The following is a 19,420-nucleotide window of genomic DNA, read 5'->3' on the forward strand; positions in this document are numbered from 1 at the left end:
TCTCGCCCCGCCAAGGGACTGCACTCGATGAACCAGGAAATCGAACTCAAGCTGACGCTGCCCAAACGGGCACTCGCAGCCCTTCGCCGCCACCCGCTGGTGAGTGAATGCGACAAGCTGGGCAATGCCGTCACCCTCGACAACACCTATTTCGACACCCCCGAACTAAGCCTCAAATCGCGTCGTGTGGCGGTCCGCATCCGGCGCCAGGGGCGACAGCTGCTGCAGACGGTGAAGTGCGCGGCAGTTTCCAGCGGCGGCCTGTCGCAGCGCCCCGAGTGGGAACAAGCCTATTCCGGCGCATTCGATTTTTCTGCGGTCGATGCCCCCGAGGCCGCAAAGCTGCTGCACCGCCACGGCGAAGCCCTGGTGCCCGTATTCACCACCCGCTTCCGCCGCGAGACCCGGCGCTATGCCCCGCGCCCGGGGCTGAGCATCCTGCTCATGATCGACACCGGCGATGTGCTGCTGAGCACTGCCGACGGTGAGCAACGCAGCACCCCTATCTGCGAACTGGAACTCGAGCTCGAGGAGGGGCGCGCCCAGGACTTGCTCGAGCTGGCGTGCACGCTCGCGCAGGATATTCCCCTCATGCCTTCGGACATTTCCAAGGCCGAACGCGGCTACAGGCTGTTCCTCGGCGCCCCGGTTGACGTGGTGCGTTCCGAACCCTCGCCGATCAGGCCCGGACAGAACGTGGTCGAAGCCTTCCGCTGCCTTGCCCAGTCCTGCGTACGCCAGTGGCAGGCCAACGCCGCCGCTGCACTGGCGCACCCGGACCCGGACAGCATCCACCCTGACTTCATCCACCAGCTGCGCGTCTCGCAGCGCCGCCTGCGCGCGCTGCTCAAGTCTTTCGCGCCGGCGCTGCCCACGGATTTCGTAGGCGAGTGGAACGCACGCCTGCGCGACAATGCCAGCCGCTTCGGCGATGCCCGCGACCTCGACGTGTTCTGCACTGAACTGCTCGACGCCGTCAGCGCCGAAGGTCTGGCCGATGCCGCTGCGCTCGCAGCCTTGCTGGACAAGGCTCATCGCGCCCGCGACGAGGCACGCAGCAAGGCGTCCCACAGCCTCGACATGGCCACACAGGGACGCCTGCTGCTCGAGTTCAGCGCCGCGCTGATGCGCCTGCCCACCAACAGCCTTGCCATCGCAGCGGACCTGCGCACCTTCGCCCGGCTGCGCCTGGACCGCCTGCGCAAGCGCGCACGGCGCCAGTTCGAGGCGGCGTCGGCCCTTGTCCCGGAGCGTCTGCACGCGCTGCGCATCGGCTTCAAGCAGTTGCGCTATGGGGTCGAGTTCTTCGGCCCGCTGTTCCAGGCCAAGACGATGGGGCGTTACCTCGAAGGCATGGTTCGGGCGCAAAGCACACTCGGCTTCCTGCAAGACGTCGACACCGCACATCAGCGCCTGCGTCTGTGGGCAGAGGAAACCCCGGCCACGGCCAGCGGCGCGGCCTTCGTACTGGGCTGGCACGCATCCCGTTACGCGCGCCTGCGCCGACGGGTGCTGCAGGACTGCGAGCCCCTGCTGTGGGGCAAGAAACCATGGTGAACGACAGCTGCCCGGCGCGGTGCCGCGCGCAACAGCATGACAAGCCGTCACGCCGCTGCAACATGCCTACGCAATGATGCCGACCCCACCATCCCGGAAGGAAGACATGGATCTCTTGCTGTGGCGTCACGCCGAAGCCGTGGACGGCAGCCCCGACCACACTCGGGAACTCACCGCGCGCGGCCACAAACAGGCGCGCAAGGTCGCTGCCTGGCTGGATGAGCACCGTCCAAAACAACTCAAGATCCTCGTCAGCCCCACCGTGCGCACCCGCCAGACGGCAACCGCTTTCACCGACAGCTTCCAGGTCGTGCCCAGCCTGGGGCCCGATGGCAACGTCGCCGACCTGCTCGCTGCCACGGGCTGGCCGGACGCGAGTGGCGCCGCACTGGTAGTCGGCCACCAACCGGCTCTGGGCCGCCTTGCCGCCTTGTTGCTGGCCGGGCAGGAGGCCGACTGGACGATCAAGAAGGGCGCGCTGTGGTGGTTCACCAACCGCGTCCGCGAGGGCGAAAGCCAGACCGTGCTGAGAGCGGTGATCCCGAGCGATTTCGCTTGACTGCAGCAGCGCCGGTGCCAGCCGACGCAAGTGTACGGCAAGGAGTGAATTCCTCACGGCACCCGCGGTCTGAAGGGTTCAGAATCGTACGACGCCGGAGCATGGCCGCCGCCTGCGCGGCCTGCGGGCGGACGCTTGTGCTTTGCCGCGCAATGCGTAAGATGCCGTCTTCGGCCCGGAACGGAACATGTTCGAACGCTTTTTGCCCTCTCGCGAAGCCATCACGCAAAGCCGCATGCTGCGCTGGCTGGGGCCGCGTATTCATGATCCGCTGCTGTGGCACATCAACCGTCGTGCAGTCGCACGCGGGGTGGCGATGGGGGTGTTCTTCGGCCTGATGATCCCGATCGCGCAGATTCCTGCGGCGGCCATCGCGTCGCTCGTCCTGCGCGGCAATCTCTGGATCGCCGCCGTCTCCACGCTGGTCAGCAACCCGCTCACTTACGGGCCCATCTACTATTTTGCCTACCGCCTCGGCGCAGGCGTCATCGGCACCCGTACGCCGCCCGACCTGACGCCCGAGGATGTCGAGGCGCCCATCCGCATGATCGACTCCCTGGCACAGGCATGGGCCTGGGTATCGGGCATCGGCCAGCCGCTACTGGTAGGCATGGTCATGATGGCAGTCACCGGCTCGCTCATCGCCTACTGGGGCGCGCAGCTGTTCTGGCGCTTCAAGGTCGTCAACAAATGGCGCCGCCTGCATCGCGAACGCCGGGCGCGCGCGGCATCTGCAGCCAGAAGGCCGCTTGGAAGCGCCTGAAGCGCGGCGTATCCTTACCAGCCCGGTCAACCGCAGAGCGAACAGCCCGATCATGGACGAGCCCATCCCCGACGGTACCCTCGCCACTATCGAGGGCGTGCGGCGCATCCACCACGACGGCTACTGGCTGAAGGTCTACGATCCGCCGGCTGATTCCCTGCAAGCCAAGAAGCAGCTCATCCAGGCCCTGACGCGGCGCCTGTTCAATCACGTCGAGCACGGCATCAACATCCCCGGCAAACGCCTGGACGACGCCCGCCGCGCCTACGAAGCCGAGACCGAGCCCGCGCGCAAACGCGTCAAGGGGGCCATGTTCGCCGGCGCCCTGTTCAACCGCGCGACCGACATTTTCACCAAACTGGTCGAGTTGCAGGAACTCGGCATCGAAATCGACACCGACAACGCGCTCATGCGCGAGTGCGGGCTGTGCCTGCAGGAAGCGCTGAACCTTGGACGCCTGGTACTGCATCGCAGCGGGGACGAGGGCATCGACGAGCTCTGGGGCGAGCCTTTCCGCGCCTTCTCGATCCCGGTGGAGGCTTTCTACGAAAGCCGTTACATCAAGATCGCGCAGGCCCTGCGCGAGATAGACCGCATCGCCACCGTCATGGCGGCCACCTTTGCCGGGTCGCCGCTTTTCCAGGGCATAGACCCCCTGGTGCTCGAATTTGCCCGCATCGCGAAGGTCAAATGCGAGACGCTGCGCACCGATCCGGACATCTTCGAGGTCTGGGCCGACTTCGTGGTCGCATCGGAGCGCCTCGGCGCCGTTGCCCCCTGTCTGTCGCCCACCTCCACGCCGGCAGAGCACCAGCTTGCCGCCGACGGCCTTCGCCTGATCCTGCAAGGGCGCAATCTGCTCACCGACATCACGCGGGCACGCGTGACGATGCCCAAGAGTGCGCGTGAGTACATCGAGCGCTGCGAGACCTACGCGGCACTCGCCCAGGCTGCAGCACGGCCCGCGCTGGCAGTGGTCGGCAGTCGCCCGCGCAAGCGCGGGCCGACCGCCCCGGCGGTGCTCAGACGATGATGCCGCCGCCCAGACAGACCTTCGACTCGTAGACGACCACACTCTGCCCCGGCGTCAGCGCCCATTGCGGCTGGGCAAAGGCGATCTCGGCTCGACCATCAGCGATGCGGTCGATCTCGCAGGGCTGGTCGGGCGTGCGGTAACGGGGCTTGGCGGTATAGACCCAGTTCGTGTGGGGGTCGCGGCCGGCGATCCAGTTGAGATCGGTCGCGAGCAAACGCTCCCTGAGCAGCGCGGGATGCGCATGCCCCTGCACTACGTAGAGCACGTTCGCCTTGATGTCCTTGCTGGCGACGTACCAGGCATCGTGCTCGCCCGCCTCATCCTGGTTACCCTTGATGCCGCCGATGTGCAGCCCCTTGCGCTGGCCAATGGTGTGGTACATGAGGCCCTGGTGTTCTCCGAGCAGTCGACCATCGTCAAGCGCACGGATCTCGCCCGGCTGCGTAGGCAGATACCGCATCAGGAACTCGCGGAACGGGCGCTCGCCGATGAAGCAGATGCCAGTGGAGTCCTTCTTCGCCGCCACATGCAGCCCGGCCTGCTCGGCAATCCGGCGCACCTCGCGCTTGTAGAGCGTACCGAGCGGAAACAAGGTTCTTGCCAGTTGTGCCTGACCGAGGCGGTACAGGAAGTAGCTCTGGTCCTTGGTGCCATCCTCGGCCTTGAGAAGCTGGAACTCGGTACGCCCGTCGTTCGTCCACTCGCGCACCTGCGCGTAGTGCCCGGTTGCAATCCGATCTGCGCCCATCTGCATGGCATGATCGAGGAAGCAACGGAACTTGATCTCGGAGTTGCACAGCACGTCCGGATTGGGCGTGCGGCCCGCCTCGTACTCGCGCAGGAAGTCGGCGAACACGCGGTCCTTGTACTCCTTGCTGAAGTTCACGACTTCGAGCTCGATGCCGATCACGTCGCACACCGAAGCGACATCGACGAGATCCTGGCGACTCGAGCAGTACTCGGAGTCGTCGTCATCCTCCCAGTTCTTCATGAACAGCCCGGTAACGTCATAACCCTGCTGCTTGAGCAACAGCGCCGTCACCGACGAATCCACCCCGCCAGACATGCCGACGACCACCTTCATCCCGTTCGGGTCCTTAATGGACATTCGGTCCGCCTCCCTTTAGCCATTCGTCGAGCGGCAGGACCACTGCCGGCTCGCCGTGATCGACGAACCATGCGTCGATCGCAAAACGTTCTCCGGCGACAGTCGCCGGTGCCTGTGCGTGCTCAGGCGCGACATCGTAGCGCGCTGCGCCACGCTCTGCAGCGGCGAGCATGGCAGGCTCGAGGGCGGGCGCATCCGCGGCCGGTTCTTGCGCCAGGACCTCGACCACCGCGCTGAAGTGCTGCAGGATGAAGCGCGTACGCCGTGCCGGCTCGAGCACGCGATGAAAGCGCAGCATGCCGCGCGCCTCTAGCAAGGCCAGCCAGCGCGTACTGGTGGTGGCGTGATCGATGCAGTCCATGCGTCCTTCCACGCCATCGTCCAGAAAGTTGCCGGCGCGGTCGTTGCCGACCGGCGACTGCCGCGCCGCCAGCCGATACAGCTGTGCCAGTACCCTGCTCAACGCCTCCCGCTCGGCGGCGGCATCTGCCGACGCCTGCAGGACGTCATCTATCCACCACAGCGTGCTGGTGTCGATGCGTACGGCAGCCTGCTTGGCACAGCCGTAGTTGTGGCACACCATGACCACGGCCGGGGAATGGCGGACGCCTGCTGAATCGGCCCCGACCACCGGGACCATCCCCGCCAGCAGTCCGGCACACAGCAGCCCGGCCAGCCCCCTGCGGCCGAGCCCGCCCGAAAGCGAGATCCGTCGCACCACGCTCAGGATGCGCTGAGCAGCGCGAGCGGAAAGCGCCGGCCCGCAATCCAGTCTTCCACACACTGCAGGATCAGCGGGCTGCGGTGACGCGCCGTGCTTGCGCGCACCTCGTCGGCCGTCATCCACAGCGCACGCACGATTCCCTGATCCAGCGCCCGCCCCGCCTCCTCGCCCCCCAGCCGGCCACCGAACGCGAACCGCAGGTAGGTGATATCACCCTGCGGGCGCGTCCACTGGTAAATGCCGACGAGGTATTCGGGGGTAAAGCCCCACGCCGTCTCCTCCAGCGTTTCACGCACCGTGGCGTCGACCAGGGTCTCGCCTTCCTCGAGATGGCCCGCCGGCTGGTTCAGCCGCAGACCTTCATCGGTCTCCTCCTCGACCAGCAGGAAGCGGCCATCGCGCTCGACCACCGCGGCAACAGTGACGTTGGGTTTCCAGATGCGTTCCTTCACTTTCAGCTCCACGCCGGTGCAGCCGCGTATTCTACCGCGTGCGGCGGGCAACACCCACGACCGCCCGCCGCGCCCCGCCTTTACGCTAGAATTGTCAGGCTTTGGCCCTTGCTCGGTTACAGCGGGGCCCCACGACTACTCTCGAACACACTTAGAGGCGGAGATCTTCATCATGTCCATGGCTGACCGCGACGGTTTCATCTGGCAGGACGGCAAGCTCATTCCGTGGCGCGAGGCGACCACCCACGTGCTCACCCATTCCCTGCACTACGGTCTCGCCGTGTTCGAGGGCGTGCGCGCCTACAACACCGTCAAGGGCACCGCGATCTTCCGTCTTGCGGAGCACACCCAGCGCCTGATCAACTCCGGCAAGATCTACATGATGGACATCCCGTACTCGAAGGATGAGCTCATGGAGGCCCAGAAGGAGGTGGTGCGCGCGAACAAGCTCGAATCCTGCTACCTGCGTCCGATCGCCTACTATGGCTCGGAGAAGATGGGCATCTCCACCGTGGGCGCGACCGTGCATGTCGCCATCGCCGCCTGGCCCTGGGGCGCCTACCTCGGCGAGGAAGGCCTGGAGAAGGGCATCCGCGTGAAGACCTCGTCCTACACTCGCCACCACGTCAACTCGACGATGCCGCGCGCCAAGGTCGCCGCCACCTACCCGAACTCGATCCTCGCCAACCTCGAAGTGACCCGCATGGGCTATGACGAGGCGCTGCTGCTCGACAACCAGGGCTTCGTTGCCGAAGGGGCGGGCGAGAACCTCTTCATCATCAAGGATGGCAAGATCTACGAGCCGGAGATCGCTTCCGCACTGACCGGCATCACCCGCGACTCGATCCACGCCATCGCCCGCGAGTTCGGCTACGACGTCACCACCAAGCGCATCACCCGTGACGACATCTACCTCGCCGACGAAGCCTTCTTCACCGGCACCGCAGCCGAGGTCACGCCCATCCGCGAACTCGACGATCGCAAGATCGGCGAAGGCAAGCGCGGCCCGCTCACCGAGAAGATCCAGGCCCGCTTCTTCGACGTCGTCAACGGCCGCGCGCCCGAATACGACCAGTGGCTGGCCTACGTCTGATTCCCTGCGAGAGGAAACACGTCATGGTTGAGAACACCGACAAGACCCAGGCCGTCGCGATCAGCGCCAAGGACCTGCCCCTGCACTGCCCGCCACCGGGCGCACCACTGTGGGCACGTCACCCGCGCGTCTTCCTGGACATCCTGAAGACGGGCGAAGCAGTTTGCCCGTACTGCAGCGCGCATTACGTCTTTGCCGGCGAGCGCCCCAAGGGTCACCACTGAACCCAGGCTGTCCGGCGCGGTCTGCCGGTTTGCCGAGTTGCATTCGACGGGGGCTTCGGCCCCCTTCGTCATTGCGCGTGCGCCGTGGCAGCTTAGTCCTTGACCACCTTCAGCATGATCGCCAACGCTGGGCTCATCACTCAACCGATCCGAACGTACCCGTGAGCAAACCTACCTTCACCACTGCGCTCGAAGCCGAGGCCGCCTTCTACCAGGCCCTCGCCCAGGGCGATCTCGACGCCTTGATGGCCGTCTGGTCCGAAGAAGAGGATGTCGTCTGCATCCATCCCGGCGGCCCGCGCATCGTCGGCCTTGCCGCCATCCGCGAGACCTGGCGCCAGATCCTGGCCGGCGGCAACCGGCTGCAGATCGAAGTCAGCCAGCCGGTCATCACCGCCAGCGCGGCGATGGCGATGCACTGCGTGTTCGAACAGGTTGCCCTCGAGAGCCGCGAGCAGCGCTCGGCCACGCTGGCCGTCACCAACGTGTTCACGCGCGGCGCCGACGGTTGGCACATGGTGCTGCACCATGCTTCAGCGGTGCCCGACCTGAGCGATTTCGGCGACCTCTCGCCGCGGGTCGTACATTGACGCCCCCCGCGTTCGAACACTCCCCCGAAAGCCAGGCCGGCACCTCCCTTGCCGCAAGCACCCCCTACCACAGCCCGTGGTGGCTGCCTGGCGGCCACCTGCAGACAATCTGGCCGCTGGCATGCAAGGCTCAGCTACCCCGCTATCGGCGCGAACGCACAAGCACACCCGATGGCGACTTCATCGAGCTCGACTGGGCAGCGAGGCCGACGGCTGGGGCATCGGCGCCGTTGCTGGTCCTGTTCCACGGACTTGAGGGCTCGAGCCGCTCGCACTACGCACGCACGCTGATGGGCGCTGCGGCACAGGCAGGATGGCGCGCGGTGGTGCCGCACTTTCGCGGCTGCGGCGGCGCGCCCAACCGCCTCGCCCGTGCCTACCACTCCGGAGACAGCGCCGAGATCGACTGGATCCTGCGCCACCTCAAGCGCGCTGCTGGCAGCGCGCCGATGCTGGCCGTCGGCGTATCGCTCGGCGGCAATGCCCTGCTGAAGTGGCTGGGCGAACGCGAACACGAAAGCTGCGAACTCGTCGCCGCCTGTGCAGCGATCTGCGCCCCCCTCGACCTGAGCATCTCCGGAAAGGCCCTCGGGCGCGGCTTCAACCGCGTCTATGCCAGGCACTTCCTGGCCACGCTCAGGCGCAAGGCGCTGGCCAAATGCGCGGCCCACCCGGGCGCGTTCGACGCTGCACGGATCGCAGGCGCGCGATCCCTGGAAGCCTTTGATGACGCCTACACCGCCCCCGCCCATGGCTTTGCCGGCGTCGGCGACTACTGGCGACGCGCCTCGGCACGCCCCTGGCTGGGCGGGATCCGTGTGCCGACACTGCTCCTGAACGCGGCCAACGACCCCTTCGTTCCTGCGCCTGCGCTGCCGCGGCCTGCAGAGCTGTCGGCGGCGATTTGCCAGGAGCTGCCCGCCAGCGGCGGCCACGTCGGCTTTCTCGCTCCACCCTGGCCAGGCACGCAGGACTGGCTTGCGCATCGGATCATCACCTGGCTCACCCGCCACGCGGGGCCACACCCCGCTCAGTCGTAGGTCTGCGCGTCTGCGAGCAGAGAACCGCGCGCGTCCTTGTCCGACAGCACCGGAGGCGACGGCAACGGCCACTCGATGCCGATGTCGGGATCGTTCCAGGCAATGCAGCGCTCGTGCTGCGGCGCATAGTAGTCGGTGGTCTTGTAGAGGAAGTCAGCGGACTCGCTGAGCACCAGAAAGCCGTGCCCGAAGCCCGGCGGCACCCAGAGCTGGTGGTGGTTGTGCTCGGACAGCTCGACGCCGACCCACTGGCCGAAGCGCGGCGAACTGCGGCGCAGGTCCACGGCGACGTCGAACACGCGGCCACGCACGACGCGGACAAGCTTGCCCTGCGGCTGTAGCAACTGGTAATGCAAGCCGCGCAGCACCCCTTGAGCGGACCGCGAATGGTTGTCCTGCACGAAATCGACGTCGAGACCGGTCAGCTCGGCGAACTGGCGGGCGTTGTAGCTCTCGAGGAAAAAGCCGCGCTCGTCGCCAAACACGCGGGGTTCGAGCAGCAGGACCTCGGGAAGTGCGCATCGACTGACCTTCATCAGAACACCTTATCCTCGAGCAGACGCAGCAGATACTGGCCGTAGCCGCTCTTGGCGAGCGGCGCCGCGAGCGCACCAAGTTGCTCGTCATCGATCCAGCCCGCACGCCAGGCAATCTCCTCGGGACATGCGATCTTCAGGCCCTGGCGCTTTTCGATGGTCTGGATGAACATCCCTGCCTCGAGCAGGCTTTCATGCGTGCCGGTGTCCAGCCAGGCGTGGCCACGCCCCATTACCTGCACGTCGAGCTCGCCCCACTCGAGGTAGGCGCGGTTGAGATCGGTAATCTCGAGTTCGCCACGCGGACTCGGCTTGAGGCCGCGCGCGATATCGACCGCGCGTTCGTCGTAGAAGTACAGCCCGGTGACCGCGTAACGGCTCTTGGGCCGCGCCGGCTTCTCCTCCAGGCTGATCGCGCGCCCGGCGGCGTCGAACTCGACCACACCATAGCGCTCGGGATCCTGCACCGGATAGGCGAACACCGTTGCACCCGCAGTTGCGCAACTTGCTGCGCGCAACTCGGCCGCCAGGTCATGACCGTAGAACAGGTTATCGCCCAGCACCAGCGCCGAGGGCGCGCCCGCGAGAAAGTCCTCGCCGATCAGGAAGGCCTGGGCCAGCCCGTCGGGACTGGGCTGCACGGCGTAGCTCAACTGCACGCCCCATCGGCTACCGTCACCCAGCAACTGCTCGAAGCGCGGTGTGTCCTGCGGCGTGGAGATGAGCAGGATGTCGCGGATACCCGCCAGCATCAGCGTGCTGAGCGGGTAATAGACCATGGGTTTGTCATAGACCGGAAGCAGCTGCTTGGAGACGGCCAGCGTAGCCGGATGGAGACGGGTGCCGGAGCCCCCGGCGAGAATGATGCCCTTGCGAGTAGTCATGGCGCGATTGCGGTCCTGTTGATGGCGGCCAAACTGGCGTTGCAGCATTGTAGACGCCAGCGCGCCGACATAGAATGTCGGTTTTGCCACCCGTCATTACAGCATTCGCCTACCGGACCGATTCATGACCTACGCCCTGCCCGCCCCAGAGATCTTCAAGGCCTACGACATCCGCGGCATCGTCGACACCGTGCTCACCCCCGACGCCGTGCGCGCAATCGGCCATGCACTCGGTTCCGAGGCCGCAGTCCGCGGCCAGAAGGCGATCGCGATTGGTCGCGACGGACGCCTGTCCGGCCCGGCGCTGGCAGGCGCGCTCGGCGAGGGCATCCGCGCCGCCGGTATCGATGTCATCGACATCGGTTGCGTACCCACTCCACTCACCTACTTCGCCGCCTATCAACTCGGCTGCGACTCCTGCGTATCGGTCACCGGCAGCCACAACCCACCGGACTATAACGGCCTGAAGATGGTACTCGGCGGCCAGACGCTGTTCGGCGAACTGATCCAGGCCCTGCGCCGTCGCATCGCGGAGAACGATCTGGTGCACGGTGACGGCGAACTCCGCCACGCCAGCGTGGATGCTGCCTATCTCGAACGTGTCGTCGGCGACGTCAAGCTCGCGCGACCGATGAAGATCGTCCTCGACTGCGGCAACGGTGTGGCCGGCGGCATCGCCCCGGAGCTCTTCCGCCGCCTGGGCTGCGAAGTCATCGAGCTGTTCTGCGAAGTCGACGGCAACTTCCCCAACCACCACCCCGACCCTTCCAAGCCCGAGAACCTGCAGGACGTCATCCGCGTGCTGCGCGAGACCGACGCCGAACTCGGACTCGCCTTCGACGGTGACGGCGATCGCCTCGGCGTGGTGACCAAGGATGGCGAGATCATCTTCCCCGACCGCCAGCTCATGCTGTTCGCCGAAGACGTGCTCTCCCGCGTACCGGGCGCCGAGATCATCTACGACGTCAAGTGCACGCGCAACCTCGCCACCTGGATCCGTGCGCGCGGCGGCAAGCCGACGATGTGGAACACCGGCCACGCGCTGGTCAAGGCCAAGCTCAAGGAAACCGGCGCCCCACTGGCGGGCGAGATGAGCGGCCACATGTTCTTCAAGGAGCGCTGGTTCGGCTTCGATGACGGCCTGTATTCAGGCGCCCGTCTGCTCGAGATCCTGTCGGCCCGCGCAGATGCCAACGCCGCACTGAAGGCGCTGCCCGATGCGGTCAGCACACCGGAACTCAACATCAAGATGAAGGAGGGCGAGCCCTTCGAGCTCGTCCGCCGCCTCCAGCAGGCCGCACTCGCTACGCCCTCGTGCTTTGCTGACGCAAACGAAGTGATCACCCTCGATGGCGTGCGAGTCGAGTTCGCACGCGGCTTTGGCCTTGCGCGCGCCTCCAACACCACGCCAGTGGTGGTATTGCGCTTCGAAGCCGACGACGCTGCTGCGCTGACCGCCATCCAGAGCGCGTTCAGGCACGCCATCGACGCCGCCTGGCCGGGACTGGCGCTCCCCTTCTGAGGCACGCACGGCAACGGCACAGGGCGCGCAAACGCCCCCGTACCGAGCTGTGCCACTTTCTCGCGCTTGAACCGGTATGAGCTGAGGATACGAATGAAAACAGCCGTGGCAAACGACAAGGATGTCGAACTGGCACTCAAGGGGGTGAGGATTCCGTCCTGCCCGGATATCCTCATGCAGTTGATAACGGAACTGCGTGCCCCCGGAGTCAGCGGCAAGCAGATCTCCACCCTCATCGGCAGGGACGTGGGGCTGGCGGCAGTGGTCGTGCGATCGGCCAATTCGCCCCTCTTCGGCGCGGCACGCAAGCTCGACTCGATCGACGACGCGATTCGCATGCTCGGTTTCGGCTCCCTGACCAACATCGTGCAGGAAGCCATGCTGCGCAACGCGATCCCGGACAGCAGCGCCGCCCTCGAGCGCTTCTGGGACAACTCGCGCTACACCGCTGCGGCCAGCGCCCTGCTCGCGCGCCGCACCGGCGCCGTTCGGGCTGAAACAGCCTATACCTTCGGCCTGTTCCACGACTGCGGCATCCCGCTGCTGGTCAAGCGCTTTCCCGACTACAAGCGCATCCTGGGCGTCGCCAACCAGACGACCGACCGCTGGTTCACCGCCGTCGAGGACGAAGCCTTCAACACCAACCACGCCACGATCGGCTACATCCTTGCCCGCTCCTGGGGCCTGAGCGAAGCGATCACCCAGGCGATCCTGTGCCACCATGACTACTCGGTGCTCGCCGGCGACTCCGGACTCGACCACGAAGCGCGTGCGCTGATCGCGATCAACGTGATCGGCGAGTACGTGGCCGGCACCCACCTGCGCACCCGGCAGGATGCCGAGTGGGACAAGGGCCGCGATGCTGTGGCCTGCTTCCTCGGCATGCCGCTGACGGACATCGAAGACCTCGCCGAGGACGTCCTGCTGGCGCTCGAGAGCCAGCGCAGCGCCGAAACCGCCTGAGCGTCTTGCGCTGCAGGCAGCGTGCATCACCCGACCGGCGGGCGAGGCACGCTGCCTAGGCCGGATCCAGCTTGGCGACACCAAGCAGCAACCACTTCACGCCCGCAGGCCCGAAGTTGATCTGTACCTTGGCATCGGCACCGCTACCCTCCGCGGCAACGATGACCCCCTGGCCGAACTTCGCATGACTGACAGCCTGGCCAATGCGCAGACCGTTAGGCAGCGTGGCGAATGAAGGCCGCGGCGCCCGCGCCACCTGCGCCTTGGCCGACGGATTGAAATAGCCCCCCCCCATGCCGCCAGACGCGCCGCCTTGCACGGAACGCGAGCTTGGCGGCGTCAGCCACTTGGTCAGCTCCGCCGGAATCTCTTCCAGGAAGCGCGAACGCAGGTTGTAGCGCGTCTGCCCATGCAACATGCGACTTTGGGCAAAGCTCAGGTACAAGCGCTCACGCGCCCGCGTGACGGCCACGTACATCAGCCGGCGCTCCTCTTCCAGGCCATCGGTCTCGAGGATGCTGTTCTCGTGCGGAAACAGCCCCTCCTCCAAGCCGGACAGGAAGACGACATTGAATTCCAGCCCCTTGGCCGAATGCACCGTCATCAGCTGCACGGCATCAGCCCCCTGGTCGGCCTGGTGGTCACCCGCCTCGAGCGAGGCATGGGCCAGGAAGTCGGCCAACAGCGCATGCGCCTGGGCGAGCGCATCGCCTGCGCCCGCTTGAGCCTGCGACTCAGCGAGGAAATTGGCCGCAGCGTTGATCAGCTCGTCGAGGTTCTCCAGGCGCTCTCGCCCCTCCTTGTCAGCCTTGTAGTGAGCACGCAGACCACTCAGGTCGAGCACGTGATCGACCAGCTCCGGCAGCGGCAAACCCGCAGTGTCGCGACGCAAGTCCTCGATCAGGCGCACGAACTGGGCGAGCGAAGTGCCTGGCTTGCCGGTCAGATGCGGCACGGTGGCATACAGACTGGTGCTGTAGACGCGCGCGGCGTCGGTCAATACCTCGAGCGAACGCGCGCCAATGCCGCGGGTAGGAAAATTCACCACGCGCGCGAATGAAGTGTCGTCGTCGGCGTTGGCGATCAGGCGCAGGTAGGCGAGCGCGTGCTTGATCTCCTGGCGCTCGAAGAAGCGCAGACCGCCATACACGCGATAGGGAATCGCGGCCGAGAACAGCTGGTGCTCCAGCACCCGCGACTGCGCATTCGAGCGATACAACAGCGCGATCTCGCTGCGCAATGCACCTTCGCGCACCAGGGACTGAATCTCCTCGACAACCCAGCGCGCCTCATCACCGTCCGAGTAGGCCTCGAACACGCGGATCGGCTCGCCGGCCCCCTGGTCGGTCCACAGATTCTTCCCCAGACGGTTGCTGTTGTGGCGGATGATCGCGTTGGCAGCATCCAGGATGTTGCTGTGCGAGCGATAGTTCTGCTCCAGGCGGATCACGTTGTGCACGCGGAACTCGCGCTCGAAGTCACGCATGTTGCCGACCTCGGCGCCACGGAAGCGGTAGATGCTCTGGTCGTCGTCGCCGACGCAGAACATCGCAGCCCCCCCTTCGCGGCCTTCGTCGGCGAAAAGCTTCAACCAGCGATACTGCAGGCGGTTGGTGTCCTGGAATTCGTCGACAAGAATGTGGCGGAAACGGCGCTGGTAATGGCGGCGCAGTGGCTCATTGCGCTCGAGCAACTCATAGCTGCGCAAAAGCAACTCCGCAAAATCCACAACAGACTCGCGCTGGCACTGTGACTCATACTCCTGGTACAGCTGAACGCGCTGGCGGGTGTAGTCGTCCCAGGCCTCCACCGCGTGCGGCCGGTTGCCTGCTTCCTTCTGACCATTGATGAAATGCTGCAACTCACGCGGCGGGAACTTCTCGTCGTCGACGTTGAGCGTCTTCAACAGACGCTTGATGGCGGCGAGCTGATCCCCCGAATCGAGGATCTGGAAAAGTTGAGGTAGCCCGGCATCCCGGTGGTGCGCTCGCAACAAGCGGTTGGCCAGGCCGTGAAAGGTACCGATCCACATGCCGCGCGTACTGACCGGCAACATCGCGGACAGACGGGCAAGCATTTCCTTGGCGGATTTGTTGGTGAATGTAACAGCAAGAATGCCGGCGGGATCGACCTGGCCGGACTGGACGAGCCATGCGATGCGAGTCGTGAGCACCCGGGTCTTGCCTGAGCCTGCACCGGCAAGGATGAGCGCGTGCTGAGGCGGCAGGCTCACAGCCTGCAGTTGTTCGGTATTCAAGTTGTCTAGGAGCGTGGACATCATGGTTCCTCTGCAAGCCCGCATTGTATCGGCGACACCCGGGCGTTGCCCGGAAGCTGCCGCGAAGATGAATGTTGCGCCGCAGCAACAGCACCTTTGCGCAGCGTTTCTTTTGCGCTAGATTTGAATTGTGCATTGCAGCAAACAGCTGACTTACCGTGGAACTTTTCACAGACGTCAGCGCCTAATTTGCGCACAATCAAGGAAAACTACAGGACTGCCCTGCATATTGCACCACAGCATACGAAGCGTGGTGGCGAGCCCAGAAGGCAGGCCATGATTTTTCGAGCCCTACCCGGCCCGACAGGAGAACTGACATGAAGACCCCGAAACTACTGCCCTGGTACGCACGCAAGGCCGGCGTCCCCCTGGAGCGAGCCGAAGCCCTCTGGCGCAAGGCCGTGCGCGAAGCGACCCGCGAAACCGGCTGGGTTGGCAACGCCGAATACTGGGGTGCGGCGATGGATCACTTCCAGCGCCTGCTCAAGGAAGAGCGCAATACCCTGTGCGCACCGCAGATGCTGCCCTACGTCCGTAGCCAGAACCGCATGTGGCGCCTGCCGCTGCTGGCCATGGAGGACATGATTTCGGCCGTGCATGCAAACTGGCAGCGCAATCATGCTGCCTCCAGCGGCAAGAACGCCTGCCGCGTGGCCTGAGCGCACCGCTAGCCCTCCAGGCCACCCCGGCCTCACCGTCTCCCTCCCTCCTTAAATGGAGTTCGGCACTCTGCCCCTCGGGCAGAGTGCCTTTTTTCGAACCGACCGTGCCCCGCACAGCAGCTTGCAGCGCTCGCACCTTGGCTTGGACTCCGCGCTAACGCGCCCTTCAAGGTATACTGGCGTGTTTTCAACGCCCTGAAGCCCGCACGCACGCTCATGCAGGACAAATACCAGCCCGCCGCCGTCGAAACGGCCGCCCAGCAGCACTGGGACTCCACCGACGCCTTCCGTGTGACCGAGGACGCCAGCCGTCCGAAGTACTACTGCCTGTCGATGTTCCCCTACCCCTCGGGCAAGCTGCACATGGGGCACGTGCGCAACTACACCATCGGTGACGTGCTTGCGCGCTTCCACCGCATGAAGGGCTTCAACGTGCTGCAGCCGATGGGCTGGGACGCCTTCGGCATGCCGGCCGAGAACGCCGCGATCCAGAACAACGTGCCGCCGGCAAAGTGGACCTACGCCAACATCGAGTACATGAAGGCGCAACTCAAGCGCCTCGGCTTCGCCATCGACTGGTCGCGCGAGCTCGCCACCTGCACCCCCGAGTATTACCGCTGGGAGCAGTGGCTGTTCACCCGCCTGTTCGAGAAGGGCCTGATCTACAAGCGCCTCGGCACGGTGAACTGGGACCCGGTCGACGAAACCGTACTCGCCAACGAACAGGTCATCGACGGCCGCGGCTGGCGCTCGGGCGCGCTGGTCGAGAAGCGCGAGATCCCCATGTACTACATGAAGATCACCGCCTACGCCGACGAACTGCTGTCCGCGCTCGACGACCTGCCGAACTGGCCCGAGCAGGTCAAGCTGATGCAGAAGAACTGGATCGGCCGCTCTGAAGGCGTGGAGATCAGCTTCCCCTTTGATGTCTCCAGCATCGGCCACGAAGGCACACTGAAGGTGTTTACCACCCGTGCCGATACACTGATGGGCGCGACCTATGTCGCCGTGGCCGCCGAGCACCCGCTCGCCACTCAAGCCGCCACCAGCAACCCGGCACTCGCCGAGTTCATCGAGGAATGCAAGCGCGGCGGCGTCGCCGAAGCCGACATCGCCACGATGGAGAAGAAAGGCATGGCCACCGGCCTGAAGGTGCGCCACCCGCTCACCGACGAGCCGCTCGAAGTCTGGGTCGCCAACTACGTGCTGATGGGCTACGGCGAAGGGGCGGTGATGGCGGTGCCGGCGCACGACGAGCGCGACTTTGCGTTCGCCACCAAGTACGCCCTGCCGATCCGCATGGTGGTGGGCTCGGACGCCTACGCCGACACGGTCGCCCCGTGGCAGGACGCCTACGCCGAGTACGGCCACCTGGTGAATTCGGGCAAATACGACGGCCTGGACTTCCAGGGCGCGATCGATGCGATCGCCGCCGACCTCGCCGCCAAGGGCCTGGGCGCCAAGCGCGTACAGTACCGCCTGCGCGACTGGGGCATCTCGCGCCAGCGCTACTGGGGCTGCCCGATTCCGATGGTCCACTGCGCCGACTGCGGCGACGTGCCGGTGCCGGACGAGCAACTGCCGGTGGTGCTGCCCGAGAACGTCGAGATCACCGGTCGCGGCTCTCCGCTGGCCAAGATGCCCGAATTCTACGAATGCGCCTGCCCCAAGTGCGGCAAGCCGGCCAAGCGCGAAACCGACACCATGGACACCTTCGTCGAGTCGTCCTGGTACTTCCTGCGCTACGCCTGCGCCGACAGCACGACCGCGATGGTGGACGAGCGCGTCAACTACTGGGCGCCGGTCGACCAGTACATCGGCGGTATCGAGCACGCCATCCTGCACCTGCTTTACTCGCGCTTTTTCACCCGCGCGATGCGCGACTGCGGTCTGGTCAATGTCTCCGAGCCCTTCAGCGCCCTGCTCACCCAGGGCATGGTGGTGGCGGAGACCTATTACCGCGAGCTCGACGGCGGCAAGAAGCAGTGGATCAACCCGGCCGACGTGGTGGTCGAGCGTGACGAGCGCGGCCGCATCGTCGCCGCCAAGCTCGACTCCGACGGTCTGCCGGTGGTCATCGGCGGCACCGAGAAGATGTCGAAGTCGAAGAACAACGGCGTCGACCCGCAATCGCTGGTGGACCAGTACGGCGCCGACACCGCGCGCTTGTTCATCATCTTCGCTGCCCCGCCCGACCAGCAGCTCGAATGGTCCGACTCCGGCGTCGAGGGCGCCTCGCGCTTCCTGCGCAGGGTATGGAACTACGGCCACGCCTTTGCCAGCGAGACGCGCGCCGCGCTGCCGGCCGAGCGCAAGCTCGCGGCCAACGCGCTCCCCGCTGCAGCCGCTGATGTACGCCGCGAGATCCACATCCATCTCAAGCAGGCGAGTTACGACTTCGGCAAGCACCAGTTCAACACCGTGGTGTCCGCCGCGATGAAGATCCTCAACGCGCTGGAGAAGGCGCACAAGGATCTGGCCGCCGGCGAGCCGGCCGCGCATGCCGAGGTCGCTGAGGAAGGCTTCTCCATCCTGCTGCGTCTGCTGTCGCCGATCACGCCGCACATCTGCCATGCACTTTGGCAGGACTGCGGCTTCGGCAGCGACATCCTCGTCGCGAACTGGCCGGAGGTCAGCGCCGAGGCACTCAAGCAGGACGAGATCGAGCTCATGGTTCAGGTCAATGGCAAGCTGCGCGGCAGCATCAAGGTTGCCGCAGACGCTGCCAAGGCCGACATCGAGGCGCAAGCGCTGGCCTCGGAAGCTGCACAGAAGTTCATGGAAGGCAGGCCGGCGAAGAAGGTCGTCGTCGTGCCCGGCCGCCTGGTCAACATCGTCGCCTGACGGAACACGCCCATGCAGATCCGCCGCCCAGCAGCAGCCACTGCCCCTCAGGCGAACGCCCAGCACTGCGCGCACAAGCGCCGCAGTCTGCTGCTGGGCGCCTGCGGCATCGTCGCACTTGCAGCATCCGGCTGCGGATTCCGCTTGCGTGGGCCTCAAGCGCTCGGCGTGTCGACGCTGCATGTCAATGCGCCGGCGCAAACCGAGCTTGGCGCCCAGTTGCGTCGCCTCATCGCCACGACTGGCAGCACCACCGTCGTAGACGACGCCGAACAGGCGTCGGCGCGGCTGCAGATCCTTGCAAACAACCGCGGCCGCGAGATCCTCAGCCTGACCGGGGCCGGCAAGGTCCGTGAATACCAGCTCACGCAAAGCCTGCGCTTCCAGATGATCGACCGCGAAGGCCGCACCCTGGTACCGCCGACCACCCTGTCGGCGCGCCGCGAATACACGTTCGACGACTCGCAGGCCCTGGGCAAGGAGCAGGAGGAGGCGCTGCTTTATCGGGACATGCAGGCCGACCTCCTGCAGCAGCTCATGCGCCGCCTGGCTGCCGCCAACCCGGCAGGCTGAAGCGCCCGAACG

At 65.7% G+C, this 19,420-nt stretch carries 19 protein-coding genes; 13 read left to right on the top strand and 6 right to left on the bottom strand.

The genetic code is table 11. From position 1 onward, the window contains the following. The first annotated feature begins 27 nt into the window (after positions 1-27). The 4 genes from P7F68_RS00475 to P7F68_RS00490 all read left to right on the top strand — a co-directional run bounded on the left by P7F68_RS00475 (position 28) and on the right by P7F68_RS00490 (position 3,912). Entirely contained in the window at positions 28-1,557 is a 1,530-nt protein-coding gene (locus tag P7F68_RS00475; protein ID WP_277829749.1) for a CYTH and CHAD domain-containing protein, read from the top strand. Between the two features lie 106 nt (positions 1,558-1,663). Further along, positions 1,664-2,116: a SixA phosphatase family protein gene (locus P7F68_RS00480; protein ID WP_002938286.1), complete on the top strand. Its 453-nt coding sequence runs from the start codon at positions 1,664-1,666 to the stop codon at positions 2,114-2,116. 187 nt (positions 2,117-2,303) lie between these two features. Further along, a complete protein-coding gene (locus P7F68_RS00485) occupies positions 2,304-2,879 on the top strand; it encodes a DUF2062 domain-containing protein (protein ID WP_002924588.1) in 576 nt (191 codons plus the stop codon). A gap of 52 nt (positions 2,880-2,931) precedes the next feature. After that, positions 2,932-3,912 (top strand): hypothetical protein, encoded by a 981-nt coding sequence (locus tag P7F68_RS00490; RefSeq protein WP_002924592.1) that lies wholly within the window; start codon positions 2,932-2,934, stop codon positions 3,910-3,912. On the opposite strand, the gene mnmA is transcribed toward P7F68_RS00490, so the two are convergent. From mnmA to P7F68_RS00505, 3 genes are all read right to left on the bottom strand, one after another. Beyond that, positions 3,902-5,023, bottom strand: coding sequence for a tRNA 2-thiouridine(34) synthase MnmA (mnmA, locus tag P7F68_RS00495; RefSeq protein ID WP_269745240.1), 1,122 nt, complete (start codon positions 5,021-5,023; stop codon positions 3,902-3,904). The genes P7F68_RS00490 and mnmA overlap by 11 nt on opposite strands. Then, on the bottom strand, positions 5,013-5,663 hold the full coding sequence (locus tag P7F68_RS00500) for a hypothetical protein (protein WP_386041711.1): 651 nt from the start codon (positions 5,661-5,663) through the stop codon (positions 5,013-5,015). Before P7F68_RS00500 ends, mnmA begins: the two co-directional genes overlap by 11 nt. Positions 5,664-5,746: 83 nt before the next feature. Continuing rightward, a complete protein-coding gene (locus P7F68_RS00505) occupies positions 5,747-6,199 on the bottom strand; it encodes an NUDIX hydrolase (RefSeq protein ID WP_277829755.1) in 453 nt (150 codons plus the stop codon). Between the two features lie 172 nt (positions 6,200-6,371). Here P7F68_RS00505 and P7F68_RS00510 point away from each other — a divergent pair, with 172 nt between their 5' ends. The 4 genes from P7F68_RS00510 (at position 6,372) to P7F68_RS00525 (ending at position 9,146) form a co-directional block, all read left to right on the top strand. Further along, positions 6,372-7,292, top strand: coding sequence for a branched-chain amino acid transaminase (locus P7F68_RS00510; protein ID WP_002924600.1), 921 nt, complete (start codon positions 6,372-6,374; stop codon positions 7,290-7,292). A gap of 23 nt (positions 7,293-7,315) precedes the next feature. Then, positions 7,316-7,516: a zinc-finger domain-containing protein gene (locus P7F68_RS00515; protein ID WP_002924602.1), complete on the top strand. Its 201-nt coding sequence runs from the start codon at positions 7,316-7,318 to the stop codon at positions 7,514-7,516. A gap of 161 nt (positions 7,517-7,677) precedes the next feature. Next, complete coding sequence (locus P7F68_RS00520) at positions 7,678-8,106, top strand: YybH family protein (RefSeq protein WP_277829761.1); 429 nt, start codon at positions 7,678-7,680, stop codon at positions 8,104-8,106. Continuing rightward, on the top strand, positions 8,103-9,146 hold the full coding sequence (locus tag P7F68_RS00525; protein WP_277829763.1) for a hydrolase: 1,044 nt from the start codon (positions 8,103-8,105) through the stop codon (positions 9,144-9,146). The genes P7F68_RS00520 and P7F68_RS00525 overlap by 4 nt, the downstream gene beginning before the upstream one ends. Here P7F68_RS00525 and rfbC read toward each other — a convergent pair. Both rfbC and rfbA read right to left on the bottom strand, forming a co-directional pair. Continuing rightward, positions 9,137-9,682 carry a dTDP-4-dehydrorhamnose 3,5-epimerase gene (gene rfbC / locus P7F68_RS00530; RefSeq protein WP_002924608.1) on the bottom strand — a complete coding sequence of 182 codons (546 nt, stop codon included), beginning with the start codon at positions 9,680-9,682 and terminating at the stop codon, positions 9,137-9,139. The two genes, P7F68_RS00525 and rfbC, sit on opposite strands and share 10 nt — an antisense overlap. After that, positions 9,682-10,566, bottom strand: a complete 885-nt coding sequence (gene rfbA / locus P7F68_RS00535; protein WP_277829766.1) for a glucose-1-phosphate thymidylyltransferase RfbA — start codon at positions 10,564-10,566, stop codon at positions 9,682-9,684. The genes rfbC and rfbA overlap by 1 nt, the downstream gene beginning before the upstream one ends. 124 nt (positions 10,567-10,690) lie before the next feature. On the opposite strand from rfbA, the gene P7F68_RS00540 reads away from it, so the two are divergent. After that, the gene (locus tag P7F68_RS00540) at positions 10,691-12,088 is read left to right on the top strand and encodes a phosphomannomutase/phosphoglucomutase (RefSeq protein WP_002938309.1); all 1,398 of its coding nucleotides are present in this window, start codon (positions 10,691-10,693) and stop codon (positions 12,086-12,088) included. 93 nt (positions 12,089-12,181) lie between these two features. After that, complete coding sequence (locus tag P7F68_RS00545; protein ID WP_277829771.1) at positions 12,182-13,051, top strand: HDOD domain-containing protein; 870 nt, start codon at positions 12,182-12,184, stop codon at positions 13,049-13,051. 55 nt (positions 13,052-13,106) lie between these two features. On the opposite strand, the gene P7F68_RS00550 is transcribed toward P7F68_RS00545, so the two are convergent. Then, positions 13,107-15,329 (bottom strand): UvrD-helicase domain-containing protein, encoded by a 2,223-nt coding sequence (locus P7F68_RS00550; protein ID WP_277830543.1) that lies wholly within the window; start codon positions 15,327-15,329, stop codon positions 13,107-13,109. 317 nt (positions 15,330-15,646) lie between these two features. On the opposite strand from P7F68_RS00550, the gene P7F68_RS00555 reads away from it, so the two are divergent. From P7F68_RS00555 to P7F68_RS00565, 3 genes are all read left to right on the top strand, one after another. Next, positions 15,647-15,988 (top strand): hypothetical protein, encoded by a 342-nt coding sequence (locus P7F68_RS00555; RefSeq protein ID WP_002938315.1) that lies wholly within the window; start codon positions 15,647-15,649, stop codon positions 15,986-15,988. Between the two features lie 219 nt (positions 15,989-16,207). Further along, the gene (gene leuS / locus P7F68_RS00560; protein WP_277829774.1) at positions 16,208-18,835 is read left to right on the top strand and encodes a leucine--tRNA ligase; all 2,628 of its coding nucleotides are present in this window, start codon (positions 16,208-16,210) and stop codon (positions 18,833-18,835) included. A gap of 12 nt (positions 18,836-18,847) precedes the next feature. Then, entirely contained in the window at positions 18,848-19,408 is a 561-nt protein-coding gene (locus tag P7F68_RS00565) for an LPS-assembly lipoprotein LptE (RefSeq protein WP_277829776.1), read from the top strand. Positions 19,409-19,420 lie beyond the last annotated feature (12 nt).

This window comes from Thauera mechernichensis, from assembly GCF_029588855.1.
In the GTDB taxonomy this organism is placed as follows: domain Bacteria; phylum Pseudomonadota; class Gammaproteobacteria; order Burkholderiales; family Rhodocyclaceae; genus Thauera; species Thauera mechernichensis.